The sequence below is a fragment of the Limnoraphis robusta CS-951 genome (genome assembly GCF_000972705.2).
In genome coordinates this window covers 1-15,668 of the sequence record NZ_LATL02000141.1, presented here as the reverse complement: position 1 = coordinate 15,668, position 15,668 = coordinate 1, and the positions used below count along the sequence as shown (strand labels likewise).

The following is a 15,668-nucleotide window of genomic DNA, read 5'->3' as shown; positions in this document are numbered from 1 at the left end:
AAAAAAAAGGAAGATGAAAATGTCAAAAATGCCTGATAATTTTAACTTTTCTGTCTTTGGGGCAAAACATAAAGAAGCCATCCTGGTTCCCGAAATGCCCATCGCCGTTCGTAATAACTGTCAGTCTGGCAAATGGAGTGCGATTCGTTAGCTAGAAACCTGTCCTGTAAGGATTTGGGGGATTAGCTGCAAGGATTTATCCTTGATAACTTAATGACCATGAGGGTGTAAGTCCCTCCTCTCAGATGCAAGAGATGAAAGCATATTCCCCTCGGTAGAGACTAGCCATCAATCCGAGAAGCGGGAATAAACGGCGGTAATTCTAAGCCTAGTATAAAATCCCGTCTAGCAAGAATCTATGGGTAGTAAATACGAAGGTGAATTAACTATCGTTACCGCGTAACCAGTGAAATTAGGTTGACACACTGGAGCCAAAAGGCAACGAACATTAAGGATACTTGAGTCTACCATTGACTTGAGTTTGCATTATCCGTTCCGGTAGAGATTCCCACCCTAAAGGTTCAATCAATGGTCATTAGGAACGAAGTAACTCAATCGATGTCTCTCTATTAGGTCGATTAATAGAGTAGTCAGCTAAGACGCAATAGCTCAGTAATGAGGACGCGGTTGAGAAGGATTGAGTCAGAAGCAAAAGTCTCTTAGAAATAAGGGGATATGCAGACAGACTCACGATAATTCAGATTGTGGAGTTGTGATTAGCAATGTATATGTCTAATACGAGTTTAAAGACTACGTTGGAATGGAAAAAACTCAATTGGCGAACGATTGAACGCCGAGTTTACAAGTTGCAAAAACGAATCTACAGAGCTGCATCTCGTGGAGAAGTCAAAGCAGTCAGAAAGCTTCAAAAGACTCTGTTAAATTCCTGGTCAGCAAAATGTTTAGCGGTCAGAAGGGTAACACAAGATAACGTTGGTAAAAAGACGGCAGGAGTGGATGGTGTCAAATCATTATCCCCAAAGCAACGTCTAAGCCTCGTTGGACGTTTAAAACTAACAGGACTGGCCAAGCCCACTCGTCGAGTTTGGATACCAAAACCTGGGAAAGAAGAAAAACGTCCATTAGGAATACCCACAATATTCGACCGTGCATTACAAGCTTTAGTTAAGCTTGGATTAGAACCCGAATGGGAAGCAAAATTTGAGCCAAACAGCTACGGTTTCAGACCAGGAAGGTCATGTCACGATGCCATAGGACAGATTTACAACGTAATCAACAAAGGTCACAAATACGTCCTGGATGCGGATATAGCGAAATGTTTTGACCGAATCAACCACAAAGCTCTCATCGAAAAAATCGGCACATTCCCTAAATTAAACCGCCAAATAAGAGCCTGGTTAAAATCCGGTGTGTTAGATGGAAATCAACTATTTCCAACCGAAGAAGGAACACCCCAGGGAGGTGTAATCTCCCCACTGTTAGCGAACATAGCCTTACATGGATTGGAAACAGTAATCATCAAAGCATTCCCCCACAAGGTTCATTATAAATATGGTCGGGAAAATGGGAAAAGGACTCAGACATATATGGGGTACACCCCAAAAGCTCATGTAGTCAGATACGCCGATGATTTTGTAATCATGCACGAAAACATAGAAGTAATTCTCAAGTGCAAACAATTAGTAGTAGAGTGGTTAAAAGGTTTAGGACTGGAGCTAAAAGAATCCAAAACCCGGATATGCCACACCTTAAAAAAACACGAGAATAATCCACCCGGATTTGACTTTTTAGGGTTCAATATCCGTCAATTTCAGACGGGTAAATACAGAACAGCCCATGATAGGTATGGTAACGAACTGGGGATAAAAACAATCATCACCCCCAGTAAGACCAAAGTTAAAGAACATTACCAAACTATCTCCAAGATAATTGACACCCATAAAGCTGTGCCACAAGAGGCACTAATAAAACGGTTAAATCCGATAATTCAAGGATGGGCGAACTATTATTCTGGAGTGGTTAGCAAAGACATCTTTAACCGATTAGATTACGACATCTTCTGGAAGCTAGCGGCATGGGGAAATAGAAGGCACAACAAACCCAAAAATTGGACAGCCAATAAATACTGGAAAACCATCAATGGAGCCAAAAGATTCGCCTGTCAAGAAAATGGGAAAACAATAGCTGTATTAAAACAGCACAAAGAAACTCTCATTGAAAGACATACTAAGGTAAAAGGTGATGCAAGTCCTTACGATGGAAACCTGAAATATTGGAGTTCAAGAAAAGGTTCAGCTCCAGGAATACCAAAAGTCATAGCAACTTTGCTAAAGCAGCAAAAAAATCGTTGCACATATTGTGGTCATAACTTCTGGGAAGATGACGTGCTGGAAATACACCATAAAGACAGAAATCGAAGCAATAACAAATACTCCAACTTGGAGTTACTTCATAGACACTGCCACGACATAATTCATGGAAGCAGTACCAATGACAAGGACTGAGTTATCGAGGAGCCGTGTGAAGGGAAACTTTCATGCACGGTTCTGAAGACGAGTAGTTTTGGTGACAAAATTGCTTAGTTTAACCAATTGGTGATGAAGAATATAACTCCAAATGTTCGATGACCATTCTCAAATTTAGCAAATATTTCGGGGTGCGATTCGTTTAGCTTAAACCAACACTTTTCAAAGTGTTAGGGGGACAGCTAGCAAAGGATTAAAACTCCTTTGACAACTAAGTGTTTATGTAGGTGCAAGTAACATCTATAGGAATGTTGCTAAGTCCTACCCCACAGGTGCAGTGGTGACAGCATTATCCCTTCGGTAGCGACTAGCCATCAATCCGAAAAGCGGGATGAAAAGGAGGCAAGCTGAGAGCCTAACTTGGTATCCCTTCGAGCAAAGTACCCATGAGTAACTTAAGTAAAGATGCGTCTGAAACGTCGTTAAATGCAACCAGCTAAATAAGGCTGACAAACTGGAGCCAAAAGGCAAAAGTCAGGGAGTTGGCGATACCGAAGCGACCAACAAGCACTTCCCATAAACTCGGCGTATAGCATCACTCTAAAGGTACATAAAATATGAACACTTGGAACGAAGTAACCTCTAGTATGCTCTTGTAAGGTCGATTTACAAGTAGGTGCGTTCCCGTATGCTGCTAGCAGGAAAGATGATGTAAAAAGCGAATGCTAGAAGTAATGTTCTAGATATGCTGACGTACATCCGATGATTTGGAAGATAGAGACTCAATTAGGAGTATAAATGTCTAAAACCAGTTCAATTAATGACACTAGGGTGGAATGGAATGCGATTAACTGGCGCAAGCTAGAAAAGCGTGTTTATAAGCTCCAAAAACGTATCTATCAAGCCTCTAATCGTGGTGATGTTAAAGCAGTTCGCCGACTCCAAAAAACGCTGATGAGGTCTTGGTCTGCAAGATGTCTCGCGGTGCGTAGAGTTACCCAAGATAACCAGGGGCGAAAAACTGCTGGTGTGGATGGCGTTAAATCGCTGACCCCAAAGCAAAGAATAGCCTTGACTGGAAAACTCAAACTGGGTTCAAAGGTCAGCCCGACCCGGAGAGTCTGGATAGACAAACAAGGGTTGGATGAGAAGCGACCTTTGGGAATACCTACCATGTATGACCGCGCATTGCAGTCGCTTGTCAAAATGGCTCTAGAGCCTGAATGGGAAGCGAAATTTGAGCCTAACTCATACGGGTTCAGACCAGGCCGCTCATGTCAAGATGCAATCGGAGCAATTTTTATCGCAATCAATAAAAAGTCGAAATATGTGCTAGATGCTGATATTGCAAAATGCTTCGATTGCATCGACCACGAACGACTCTTAATAAAATTGAATACTTATCCAACCCTACGAAGACAGGTTCGAGCCTGGTTAAAATCGGGTTTCATGGATGGGATAGAGTTGTTCCCTACATCTGAGGGTACGCCACAGGGCGGGGTCATTTCTCCGTTACTGGCTAACGTTGCCCTTCACGGTATGGAATATCGGATAAAAGAGTTTGCCAAAACCCTTGATATGAAAAATGATAAGGGCTGTCAAAAAAGTTGGCAAATGAAGGTGCAATCATTGACCCTCATCCGGTACGCTGATGACTTCGTGATTCTCCACGAAGACATAAATGCCGTCCAAAGATGTAAAGAGATAATCTCTGAGTGGTTAAAAGATGTGGGTTTGGAATTAAAGCCAAGCAAAACGAGATTAGCCCATACCTTAAACAAGTACGGACAAGAGGAACCAGGATTTGATTTTCTCGGTTTCAATATCCGACAATTTAATGTTGGAAAACATCACGCAAATCAAGGTTTTAAAACCATCATCACCCCAAGCAAGAAAAGCATAAAGGCACATTACGACCAAATCGCAAAAGTAATTGACTCACATAAATCGATTAAACAAGAGGCATTAATACAACGCCTAAACCCTATAATCCGAGGATGGAGTAATTACTATGCGTCAGTAGTAAGCAAGGAAACTTACCAGTACCTAGACCACCTCATGTGTCAAAAACTAATTGCATGGGCAAATTACCGTCATTTAAACAAGAGCAAGAAATGGGCAGTCAATAAATATTGGCACAGAATAGGAAACGCCAATTGGGTCTTTTGCTCCAAAAAAGACGGAGAAATCACGGCTCAATTACTGAATCATGCGGCGACACCAATCGTTCGTCATGTGAAAGTAAAAGACGTTGCATCCCCTTACGATGGCGATTTGATATATTGGAGTTCAAGAATGGGCAAAAATCCAGAAATTCCAACAAAAGTTGCGAAGCTTTTGAAGGTACAAAAAGGGGTATGCGCTCACTGCAATTTACACTTCCGAGAGGATGATGTGATGGAAGTAGACCATATCATTCCTAAGTCGAAAGGCGGAAAGGATGAGTATAAAAATCTGCAACTATTACACAGACATTGCCATGATGAAAAGACCCGTTTCGACGGTAGCTTAAGAGGTACTCGTGACAAGAGCCAAGTCATTGAGGAGCCGGATGAGGTGAAAATCTCACGTCCGGTTCTGAAGACGAGTATGAGAGGTGACTCTCATGCTTAGTTTAATAAGCCCGATGAAAGTGGTACTTTAAAACCAATCAATTACTATTCCTTGAAATGGTCTTGGCAGGAACGAACAAATTGGTCAGTTGTTGAGCAAGCGGCGGCGGTTCTTTCAGATGAAAGTAACTTGTCTCGGATGATTGATTTAGAAGGAACAAAGTCAATGGTTTGTTTGGATAATTTATCGCCTCACGACATTGCTTGTTTGATTGCGGTTCATAGCCAAGCCAGTGATCCGGAAGAACTTGCCTTAAATTCGAGTCGAGAAATGGTGCTTCCACCGGCATCAGAAAAAGTTCCGGCTGAGGTTTCTTAACTGCTGAACTAACAGGAATGGAGGATGCAATTATTTTTGTGTTCCTCCTTTCCTGAATCTGAGTTTTTAGTTCAGAGTTAGAAACATTAAACCATGAAAAACTTTCTGAAGTTAATCCAAAAAACCTCGTCCCCTTCTCCGGTTGTGAATCAACATGAACTCAGTGATCGGATTCGAGAAAATGCCGTTTACGATTTAGAAAGTTTGTGTGCAGATTTTCAACATATGCAGATGCTTGTTCAATCTGTTCAACGAAATTATCAGGCGGTTTTAGAAGAAAATAAACGCCTAAAATCAACGTTGAAAGATTTGGTTAATAACTGTTATTGTTGGCCCGGAAATCGTTGCGATCGCTGTCAACGCATTGTCAACTTACTTCTACGTGAAAATACGGAGGAACCCTCAAAGCCTGTATCCGATCACCAAGAAATTATCGAAAAACTACGGAAGCGGCAGTCCCAGATAAAAGCGTAAAATAGAGTCAACCCTGTTCAATATTTGAGGTCAAGTGCAAAATGCAAACTACAATTCAAAATAGCAAAACTCAAATCATTGTCAAATTTCAGCAAATTTTAGAACAACGAAAAAAAGTTGATTCTAAAATCGCTACCAAAGAAGAAGAAGCTGAAAAAGAAAAAGGTAAACAACTGCTTGAAAAAACATCAGCCTACACCGTTGATAGCATTGTTAAAAGTTTAGCAGATTTACAGCTTGGTTTTGGCAACACGATTGTTGAAATTTCTGAACAGCTTAAAACAGAATCTTCTAAACTCGATGAACTGAAGCGATCTATTGAAATCGAAACTCAACAGCTTCAAGAGTTACAAAAAATTCGCGTAGTCGCTGATGCGTTGTATTTGTTGAGTCAAGAACATCAGGAAAAACTGAATTTACTCAATCAAAATGCAACCCTGCGTCAAGAAGCTTTGGATAAAGATAAAATCACCAAACGAAAAGCTTGGGAAAAAGAACAACAGGAGTTTGAAGCCACCGTTCAACAACAGCAGGAAGAACAAACGAAAGTTCGTCAGCAAGAAGAGGAAAATTATAACTATGAACTGGAAAAGACTCGTAAAATTGAACAAGATGAATACGAAGAAACACGCCGCAAGTTAGAACGAGAGTTAGCTAATAACGCTCAAGAGAAAGAAAAAAATTGGTCAGAGCGTGAGGCGATCTTAGAGAAGAATAAAGCGGAATTTGAGGCTAATAAAAAGAAAGTTGAAGGCTTTGAAGAAGAACTGAAAAAAGCGCATAACAAGGCGAAGGAAGAAGCCATTCAAGAAGCGAACCGAGAAGCGAAAGTTAAAGCGGATCTATTTGAGAAAGAATGGGAATCTAGTAAACAAGGCTATGAACTACAAGTAACTTCTTTAGACGAAACCATTCAACGTCAAAATGAACAAATTGCCGATTTATCCGCTCAGTTACAAGCCACAATGAAACAAGCACAAGATTTAGCGATGCGTGCTTTTGCGAGTTCTTCGAGTCAAAGTTAAGTAGCCACGAAATTAATTTAAAACCATCAAACCTCAACCTAAATTCAACGGATAAAAACAATGGCAAAAGTTAGCGATCGCAACACCAAAGCAGAAATTTTAGCCGCTTATCAAGAGTTAGAAAATGAAAAAGCTTCTCTTGAATCTCAATTTAAACAATCGAGTAATGGTAACAGTAATGGCAATAATGGTAACGTTGTTTATGAACCGATAAAAACTTTAAATTCATCATCCTCTAATCAGCCTAAAATGCAGCAAGTCCTCGAAAGTTTAACGCTGCTACAATCAGGTTTTGGCGGTGCAGTCAGTGAGTTATCTGAACAGTTAACCCGTGAAGCGACTCAACTGCAAGAACTTAAAAAAAATGTAGAACTGGAGTTAGAAGAACTCAAAACCTTACATAGTTTAGAAGACGTTAATGATGAAACGTTAGATGTTTTGGTTCAACGCTACGAAGAAAACGCTAAGACATTTACGGAAGAACTCACCCAACAACAGGACACTTTAGAACAACAATTTCAAGAACAACAAAAAGCTTGGCAAAAAGAACAGTTAGACTATCAAAAAGCCACTCAAGAACGCAATGAAAACTACAAAACCAGTCAAACCCGAGATCAAGAATCCTATCAGTATGACTTACAGCTTAAACGAGATTTAGATCACGAAGAATATGAACAGAATCAACAAACGTTGTATAAACAGTTAGAGGAGTTGCAACAACAACAGGAAAAACAATGGGAAGAACGGGAAAAAGCCTTAATTGAGAAAGAAAAAGAATATGCAGATGTGAAAGCAAAAGTAGAGGAATTTGCCCATAAGTTAGAAGATAATATTAAACGGGGTAAAGAAATCGGGCGCAATATTGGTAACGCTCAAGCCAAAATCAAAGCTGACTTATTCGCTAAAGAAGTCGAAGGACAAAAACAATTCTTTGAACTGCGGATTAAATCTCTCTCTGAAACGATTAAAAATCAAGAAAACCGCATCCAAAACTTATCCAAACAACTTGATTCTGCCCTCAAACAAGTTCAAGATTTAGCGGTGAAAGCCATTGAAGGCAGTTCCAACGCCAGTTCATTCCAAGCCATGAAAGACATTGCCATAGAACAAGCCAAAAACCAACAGAAAGGCAAGTAACCTCACCCCTAGCCCCTCTCCGACAAAGAGAGGGGAATAGGACTAAAGAATGCTATAATTAACCTAACTGATTTATAGAGAAAATGCTCAGATGAAACCCGAACAGATTACGGCTTCTTTTTTTGAAGTCATCAATAGTCAGCCCGAACTCTTTGCCGGAGAAGCCAAACAGGATTTAACTCAACTTGACATTGCTATCGATCAAGCTGAGTACATCCCTGAAGAGAATAAAACTGAATTTTTATCAGATGCGATTATAGACTTTTGTGATGTGAATCCCTCTATTTATAAAGCTTTAAGTGAAAATCTAAAGAAGTTGCAAACTGAAACATCTGAAGGAATAACGGAGGAAAAACGACTAATTTTGTCGAAAAAAATTAGAAATTTGATGAGTTTTGACAGCTATATTTAACTCAAGCTTACCGGAAAAAATACAATTAAAATAACTCTAAGTTTGTGTTAAATAAAAGCAGAGAACAGCCCAGAAGCATTACAAAGTCAATAGAGTCCCCCCTTTCAAGAGAAAATGTTAAAATGATCAATAAAAGTTTTGAATACCCAGAAAACGGGTCAGGAGGGCCTATCGAAACGATTTACGGTAATCTTCAAGGGCTAAAGCCGAGTCAACTCAAAGGATTACAACGTCTGTACCATCAACGGATACCCGGCGATCGCATTACTACCCCAGAGTTTGCTCAACGCCTAGCCGCCAGCAGTACAGAAATCGGTCAACCCGTCTGTGCTTATCTCAACCGTCGGGGACAAGTGATTCGGGTGGGAGTCGGAACACCCCGCCAAACTCAAATTCCCCCCCTAGAATTGCCTCGTTATGGGGGCGGGCGTCTAAGCGGCATTCGCTGCATTGCCACTCAAATTAAATCAGAACCCCCGAATGAATCCGCCTTAACTGCAATGGCGATTCAACGGTTGGATGTGTTAGTTGTTCTGACCCTAACGGGAAGCGGTTTTCAGCGTCGAGGTGGTGGCGGAACCGGATACATTGAACAAGCCTATCTCGCTCACTTGCTTCCGCCAACCGCAGAAGATAATAATGGCAACATCACCACCCTTCAAGCCACAATTCCCCATTATTTATCGCCACCGCAAAGTTTGGATATGCTCTCCACCCAGGATTTTCTCGACTTGGTGGATAACCTCGAAGCCGAACTGCAACGAGAGTTAGTCGCCCAAACCGTTGATTCTGACGGCGATAAAGTGTTGTTGGTGGGCGTCAAAACCGAAGACATCAGCCCTCAACGCTTTGAAGACGGGTTACTCGAACTGGTGCGACTGGTTGATACAGCAGGGGGTCAAGTCATAGAAACCCTACGCCAAAAGCGATCGCGTCCTCATCCTCAAACCGTTGTAGGGGAAGGAAAAGTACAAGAAATTGCCTTAACCGCCCAAACCATTGGTGCAAGTTTAATCGTCTTTGATCGGAGTTTGTCTCCGGCTCAAGTTCGCAACCTAGAAACCCAAATAGGCGTGAGAGTTGTCGATAGAACTGAGGTGATTCTCGATATTTTTGCTCAACGCGCCCAATCTGGTGCCGGAAAATTGCAAGTCGAACTCGCACAACTCGAATACAGTTTGCCACGTCTAACTGGGCGAGGTCAAGCCATGTCTCGACTTGGGGGTGGTATAGGAACTCGAGGCCCTGGTGAAACCAAGCTAGAAACCGAACGACGAGCCATTCAACGTCGCATCGCCCGCTTGCAACAAGAGGTGAATCAATTGCAAGCCCATCGTTCTCGCCTGCGTCAACGTCGTCAGCATCAAGAAGTACCCACCGTTGCCATTGTCGGTTATACCAACGCCGGAAAATCGACTTTGTTAAACGTTCTCACCAGTTCAGAAATTTACGCGGCAGATCAACTGTTTGCAACGCTTGATCCCACCAGTCGCCGTTTAGCAATTCCTGACGCCATCACCGACGAACCCCAAACTATTGTTTTAACCGATACAGTGGGATTTATCCATGAATTACCCCCTGCGTTAATTGATGCTTTTCGTGCCACTTTAGAAGAAGTGAGTGATGCCGATGCGCTCGTTCATGTGGTCGATTTATCTCATCCGGCTTGGCAAGGTCAAATTGAATCGGTAATGAAAATTTTGATGTCAATGCCGATTACTCCCGGGCCTGCTTTATTGGCGTTTAATAAAATTGATCAGGTTGATGGAGAAACCTTGAGATTTGCTCAAGAAGAATATCCTCAAGCTGCATTTATTTCGGCGGGTAAAGCTTTGGGTTTGGAAACATTACGTCAGCGAATTGGTCAGCTTATTCATTATGTCTCAAGTTTGAGTTAAGTTGATGAGCAGTCAATCTACACCCACAAAATCAGAAGAAAAGCAGAAAAAATCAGCCCGTTTTAAACTCAATGTTCAACAAAAAAATTGGCTGGTTTCTGCTCATATCGCAACAGCAGGAATTTGGTTTGGAACGGGATTGTGTATGGTGATTATTGCCCTACACAATTTAAAAACAACCAATGGGGATGAACTTTATATCCTCAATACCGTGATGCAATTACTCGATGAAGTCGTGATTATTCCGGCGGCGACTGCTTCATTGATCACAGGTGCATTGTTATCAGGTTTAACGAATTGGGGTTTTGTCAAATATTATTGGGTGATCACAAAATGGATCGCCACCCTTTCTCTGATTATTTTTGGCACCTTCTGGCTTGGCCCCTGGACAAATGCGATCACCTCAATTTCCCAAGAACTGCGATCGCAAGCTTTACAAAATCCCCTTTATATGTTTGATGATCGAGCCACTATAATGGGGGGAATTGTTCAAACAATTTGTCTATTAGCCCTGATTGCCATTTCAGTTCTTAAACCTTGGGGAAGACGAAAATCGGCTCAATCTTAACCCAAACTTCAAAATTTTCCAGACTGGATGATTCTTACTCAAAAACAACAAACTCAACACTTTCACCCCCAATTAAACACCCTGATCGAATAACGAGTGGAACACAAGAGAAATTCGCCCAGATCAGCGAGGGCATTTCTGGCGACGAGTTGATCTGGCGAATACAGGAGGAGATTTTCGCGCTCCCATCCGGTTTAGCAGAATCTCAAATTTTTTATGTTCTCGCAGAATAGAAAAATATTATCTAAAATTAATCAAACAAAAGAAGGGGAAAGGGATTGACGACTTTTCCATTCCCCACTCTCAAATCTGACAGTGCAGTTAAACTAGATGTATGCGTTTTATGGCGATCGCTTGATGATTCTCAGGCTATTCGGGAAAATCAGGAATCACCCACTGTGGGGGTTCCATACGCTTTTTACGAACCGCTTCTTCCGCGATATTCAGCATTTTGTCTAAGGATGTGCCATTGATGAAGCTTTCTGTGCTTTCTGCGTACTCCCGATTCGGACATTTATCGCCGAGAACACAGCCATTAACGCAGGCTTCAGCACAATTTATATTGTTTGCTTCCACAGTCGTCTCCTCTCAAATTTAATCAGCTTTTGACTTTGGTAATGTTGGGATGTGATAAGCTCCCTGAACAAATCCAAGTCTCTCTTCAAAAATTGTAATATCAATTCCTATGAATCATTGGATGCAACGGCTAAAAAACTTTCCCTGGCGATCGCTACTGCAAAGTGCGACTCTCAGCAATCTTTTGATTGCAGCCTTAGAAATCTTACTCTTTTGGGGAGTCGTTCACTCTCCCGTCGTGGGTAATGTCCTTAAAATGCTGTTCTCGCCGCCATTAGGCGTATTAACCCAAGTCGCGATCGCCATCGGAATGGGAGCATTAACCGTCTATTGGTTAGAAATCTGGCAGCAACGATTCTTGTTGAATTCATCGACACTTTGGGCTTTAGTCGGGTGCTTGCTTTTAGGACTATTTATTAAGTCTCTACTCCCCCTCCCTACATTTTTAGTCGATTTATCAAGCTTAGGATTAATGGGAATTTTAATCGGGGTTTTTTGGAAGGGAAGACCCTATTGGCGTTAACTTCTCGCCTTAAAATCCTTAAAGCTCGTTTGAAATTCATACATCAACCGATTCACATTATTCGTCGCCCTCGGAAAAATATCATATTCCCATTTTCGCTTTCGGCTAGCCAAAAGTTTAGCCACAGAATCCGATGAACTATTAGAAACAAAGTAACAGTTTCCAGACACTCTCAACTCCGAAGAAAAAGCAATGAAAGCTTGTGCGAGTTCCAACTTAAGTTGAGACGTATAATATTGACAATCAACCGCCATTAAAATCCGAGAAGCACGGGGTTGTCGTTGGTTCGCCCGACAGCTATCCGCCTCCATCTTATACAATACACAAATATCACAATCATACAAAACTCGCAAGCGACCATGAATTTTTACCCCCATATGTATTTCTAAAGGGGGTTTATTTGTAAATTCAATCACCGCATGAGTATAAGGTTGAGAAGTCTCATAAATTTGTCCAGCGCGTCTACGAAAGACTAATTGTTCAGGATTGTGTTTGAGAACATCTTTATAATAAACCAACGCTCCTTCATTACGAGCCGCTTTGACCAGAATACAAAAAATATAAAAATTATACAGTTCAGAAATCTCTGTAGCTGTTTGAATTTCGGGATGAAGGGTCTGTTTTAACTGTTGGCTAATATCTTGAATAAGAGTTGTATTAATTGGCATCTTTTTGCACCTCTTTCTGTAATTTATGAAGCAGTTTTAGCAACGTTTCAGCTTCCTTTTTGCGATGGGTTGCCAGTTCAACTGGAAATTTAATAAATTGACTTTTCTTCTCAAAAGAAGACGTAAATTTCAGTTCAGGTTGCAGATCAGAAGTCGTCGCTTCTTCACTGAAACTTCTAGCAATTTCTAACTCAATATCAACCGCATTCACAACCGCTTTTTCAATTGCATCAATTAACAGCAAAAGTTGTTCTTTCGGCGTATGATAAGTTAATTTTAAATCAGGAGATTTGCGTCCTGATACCATTTCTTCAACCGTTTTCCCAGCACTAATTACCTCAAGAACTTGTTGAGAAACCCAGCCTAATTGCAGTTGATTTAATATTTCGACCAATTCATCATAAACGGTCAAACAGTCTTGCTCATTCATCACTGTCACCGCAATACTATTATTACTAATTTTTCCGATCCATGCTTTTCAGAACTCTCTCTATTGTAGCGGATGAAAACAAAAAAATGATTTAAAAGTCAACGAAAGTTAACGAAGGAGTTTACAGTCAGCAGTAAGCGTAGGGGCAGGTTCTGTCAAAAATCTACAAACCAGCCCCCTCAAAGGGAGATGGCGCAGAGGACTTTTGCACGACTGCCCTCTGCTGTTCAGTGCAAGAGGGGCGGTTTATTAATGTTATTTCTGGGAAGCATACATTTTTGTCGAACCCGCCCCTACAACACATTCCCGACACCCCCAATAACCTTATACAGAAGCAGGAGTCGAAGCATTCGCCAGTTCCAGCAGTCGTTCTTGCTGATCGGTAAAGACACAAGCATCAACCACATCTTCCAAACCCCCCTCTAAAACAGGTGATAGAGAGAAGTTCTGACCCAGGCGATGATCCGTGACACGGTTATCTTTATAGTTATAAGTGCGAATTTTCTCAGAACGAGCGCCCGTCCCCACCTGAGATCGCCGCATAGAAGTCACCGCTTCTTGCTGTTCACGCAGTTTCATCTCGTAGAGTTTCGCGCGTAAAATCTGCATGGCTCGTTCCTTGTTCTGCATTTGACTCCGCTCTTGCGTGCAGAAAATCCGAATTCCCGTTGGTTTGTGGTAGAGATCAGCCGCCGTTTCCACCTTGTTGACGTTTTGACCGCCTGCTCCCCCAGAACGAGCCGTACTCATTTCGATATCTTTGGGATCAATTTCCACATCAACGTCATCAACTTCCGGCATCACCGCCACCGTTGCCGTTGAAGTGTGAACTCTCCCTCCCGCTTCAGTCAGGGGAACCCGTTGAACCCGATGAACTCCCGCTTCAAATTTCAGCTTGCTATAGACTCGATCGCCTTTAATTTCCAGAATGGCTTCTTTAAAACCCCCCATATCAGCGAGGGACTCACTGATCATTTTCACCTGCCAGTTTTGGCTTTCGGCGTAGCGGGAATACATTCGCACCAAGTCACCCGCCCAGATACTCGCTTCATCTCCGCCTGTTCCGGCTCGGATCTCTAACATGATGTTCTTATCATCATTCGGATCACTGGGTAACAAGAGAACTTTCAAGTGACTTTCCAACTGTTCGAGCTTGTCTTGAAGTTCGCTAACTTCTACAGCCGCCATCTCTTTCATGTCCGGATCGTCTCCAGCTTCTCTGAAAATTTGTTTCGCCTCAGCTAGCTGCTCCTGAGCCGTTTTCCAGAGCTGATAAGTATCGACCACTTCCTCAATAGAAGAACGCTCTTTAGCGATCCGTTGTAACTCCGTCGGGTTGTTAGACACATCCGGATCAGCAAGGCGCAAAGTCAATTCATTAAAAGTCTGCTCGAAAGACTTTAATTTTTCGATTAAATAAGTTTCAGCCATTGATCGTTGTCCTTTGTCAGTTGTCAGTTGTCACAAGAGTTGATGAATTGGGGTTGATAGGTATGAGGCCGTTAGGAAGGAAAATCTACTAGCATTCAAAGCCAGTGCGTTACTCCTCAGACGGTCTAATTGATGTTATGGAAACACATTGCTCGACTCACGGATCAACCCGAAAATATTTTGAGAGTCAGTTGTCAGTAGAAAACACTACAGACAACAGACGACAGACAAACGACAACTCAGCTATTTTTCTTCTCCCTCAGCAATTTCTGTTGCCGGAGTTTCACTCATCATGCCATACTTACGCAGGAAGCGTTCTACCCGACCTTCTGTATCAATAATCTTTTGAGTTCCGGTGTAGTAGGGATGATTTCCCGACCAGACATCAACAGAAATTTTCGGCTGAGTCGAACCAACGGTCATCACTAATTCGCCGTTGCAATACACTTCAGCTTCAGGGTACCATTCGGGATGAATATCAGATTTAGGCATCGTTTTAATTGAATAAATAGGGATTGCTTTGATTACTATTCTAACGAGGATTGACCGCTCTGAAAAACTTACTCAAAACTATCCAAAATCGCCCAAATCTAGACAGGGTTGGATAGATGAGATGTTTTCTTCCCGCTTCATTCTGGGAGTGTCGGCACTATCCAGTCCGCAGGCTGACACGGGCAAGCTACCCGCCATTGCTACTAAATTTCTAGCAGCATTTAGATCGCGATCGCAGGTCATACCGCAGTTTTCGCATCGATAAATTCGCTCAGATAAAGGCATTGAATCTTTAAGCGTCCTGCAATTTGAGCATCGCTTAGTTGAGGGTTCCCAACGGGAAACAACAATCAAATCGGAGCCTTGACATACTCCCCATTTCTAAAGAAAGGGGATTCTCCAAGCCTCACGGCTTTGGATTACTGATTCATTGACAACCCTTACAGCATACTGGTTTCCCAATCAACTCCAGAGGGGTGAGTCTCCCCAGTCGTTCATCTCATTTCAGAGATAGTTTCGGTATGCCCTACCGTACTTGAGAAAAAAATGCTTGATTCTCTGTACTTGGTGCTTTAAGGTTTTATATGGCCAAAGCATTCAGAGCAAGAACCCCGTACCTTAAGTTTTCAAGGTTCATTGCATCGATTAGATGCTGGGTTTTTCAACTGGTTGAATAC

17 protein-coding genes are annotated in these 15,668 nt (G+C 42.0%); 11 read left to right on the top strand and 6 right to left on the bottom strand.

Going from position 1 to position 15,668, the window contains the following annotated elements:
- The first annotated feature begins 19 nt into the window (after positions 1–19).
- The 10 genes from WN50_RS36905 to WN50_RS12480 all read left to right on the top strand — a co-directional run bounded on the left by WN50_RS36905 (position 20) and on the right by WN50_RS12480 (position 10,871).
- Positions 20–151: a hypothetical protein gene (locus WN50_RS36905; protein ID WP_281062881.1), complete on the top strand. Its 132-nt coding sequence runs from the start codon at positions 20–22 to the stop codon at positions 149–151.
- A gap of 577 nt (positions 152–728) precedes the next feature.
- The gene (ltrA, locus tag WN50_RS12520; RefSeq protein ID WP_046279239.1) at positions 729–2,465 is read left to right on the top strand and encodes a group II intron reverse transcriptase/maturase; all 1,737 of its coding nucleotides are present in this window, start codon (positions 729–731) and stop codon (positions 2,463–2,465) included.
- 759 nt (positions 2,466–3,224) lie between these two features.
- The gene (ltrA, locus tag WN50_RS12515; protein WP_046279234.1) at positions 3,225–5,039 is read left to right on the top strand and encodes a group II intron reverse transcriptase/maturase; all 1,815 of its coding nucleotides are present in this window, start codon (positions 3,225–3,227) and stop codon (positions 5,037–5,039) included.
- 51 nt (positions 5,040–5,090) lie between these two features.
- Positions 5,091–5,357 carry a hypothetical protein gene (locus WN50_RS12510; protein ID WP_053221503.1) on the top strand — a complete coding sequence of 89 codons (267 nt, stop codon included), beginning with the start codon at positions 5,091–5,093 and terminating at the stop codon, positions 5,355–5,357.
- A 93-nt stretch (positions 5,358–5,450) separates the two neighbouring features.
- A complete protein-coding gene (locus tag WN50_RS12505) occupies positions 5,451–5,831 on the top strand; it encodes a hypothetical protein (protein ID WP_046279233.1) in 381 nt (126 codons plus the stop codon).
- A 41-nt stretch (positions 5,832–5,872) separates the two neighbouring features.
- Complete coding sequence (locus WN50_RS12500; protein WP_046279232.1) at positions 5,873–6,856, top strand: coiled-coil domain-containing protein; 984 nt, start codon at positions 5,873–5,875, stop codon at positions 6,854–6,856.
- A 60-nt stretch (positions 6,857–6,916) separates the two neighbouring features.
- Positions 6,917–7,993: a coiled-coil domain-containing protein gene (locus WN50_RS12495; RefSeq protein WP_046279231.1), complete on the top strand. Its 1,077-nt coding sequence runs from the start codon at positions 6,917–6,919 to the stop codon at positions 7,991–7,993.
- A gap of 91 nt (positions 7,994–8,084) precedes the next feature.
- Positions 8,085–8,405: a hypothetical protein gene (locus tag WN50_RS12490; RefSeq protein ID WP_046279230.1), complete on the top strand. Its 321-nt coding sequence runs from the start codon at positions 8,085–8,087 to the stop codon at positions 8,403–8,405.
- A 122-nt stretch (positions 8,406–8,527) separates the two neighbouring features.
- Entirely contained in the window at positions 8,528–10,303 is a 1,776-nt protein-coding gene (gene hflX / locus WN50_RS12485; RefSeq protein WP_046279229.1) for a GTPase HflX, read from the top strand.
- 4 nt (positions 10,304–10,307) lie between these two features.
- Positions 10,308–10,871 carry an integral membrane protein gene (locus WN50_RS12480; protein ID WP_046279228.1) on the top strand — a complete coding sequence of 188 codons (564 nt, stop codon included), beginning with the start codon at positions 10,308–10,310 and terminating at the stop codon, positions 10,869–10,871.
- A 369-nt stretch (positions 10,872–11,240) separates the two neighbouring features.
- Here WN50_RS12480 and WN50_RS12475 read toward each other — a convergent pair whose 3' ends face one another.
- Complete coding sequence (locus tag WN50_RS12475) at positions 11,241–11,447, bottom strand: hypothetical protein (RefSeq protein WP_046279227.1); 207 nt, start codon at positions 11,445–11,447, stop codon at positions 11,241–11,243.
- Between the two features lie 109 nt (positions 11,448–11,556).
- On the opposite strand from WN50_RS12475, the gene WN50_RS12470 reads away from it, so the two are divergent.
- Complete coding sequence (locus WN50_RS12470; RefSeq protein WP_046279226.1) at positions 11,557–11,970, top strand: hypothetical protein; 414 nt, start codon at positions 11,557–11,559, stop codon at positions 11,968–11,970.
- Here WN50_RS12470 and WN50_RS36165 read toward each other — a convergent pair.
- The 5 genes from WN50_RS36165 to WN50_RS32185 all read right to left on the bottom strand — a co-directional run bounded on the left by WN50_RS36165 (position 11,967) and on the right by WN50_RS32185 (position 15,345).
- Positions 11,967–12,638 carry a hypothetical protein gene (locus WN50_RS36165; protein WP_235440940.1) on the bottom strand — a complete coding sequence of 224 codons (672 nt, stop codon included), beginning with the start codon at positions 12,636–12,638 and terminating at the stop codon, positions 11,967–11,969. The genes WN50_RS12470 and WN50_RS36165 overlap by 4 nt on opposite strands.
- On the bottom strand, positions 12,628–13,068 hold the full coding sequence (locus tag WN50_RS36160) for a hypothetical protein (protein ID WP_235440939.1): 441 nt from the start codon (positions 13,066–13,068) through the stop codon (positions 12,628–12,630). The genes WN50_RS36165 and WN50_RS36160 overlap by 11 nt, the downstream gene beginning before the upstream one ends.
- A 324-nt stretch (positions 13,069–13,392) precedes the next feature.
- A complete protein-coding gene (prfA, locus tag WN50_RS12460) occupies positions 13,393–14,499 on the bottom strand; it encodes a peptide chain release factor 1 (protein WP_046279225.1) in 1,107 nt (368 codons plus the stop codon).
- Between the two features lie 243 nt (positions 14,500–14,742).
- Positions 14,743–14,991, bottom strand: a complete 249-nt coding sequence (gene rpmE / locus WN50_RS12455) for a 50S ribosomal protein L31 (protein WP_046279224.1) — start codon at positions 14,989–14,991, stop codon at positions 14,743–14,745.
- Positions 14,992–15,069: 78 nt separating this feature from the next.
- A complete protein-coding gene (locus WN50_RS32185) occupies positions 15,070–15,345 on the bottom strand; it encodes a zinc ribbon domain-containing protein (protein WP_072075579.1) in 276 nt (91 codons plus the stop codon).
- Positions 15,346–15,668 lie beyond the last annotated feature (323 nt).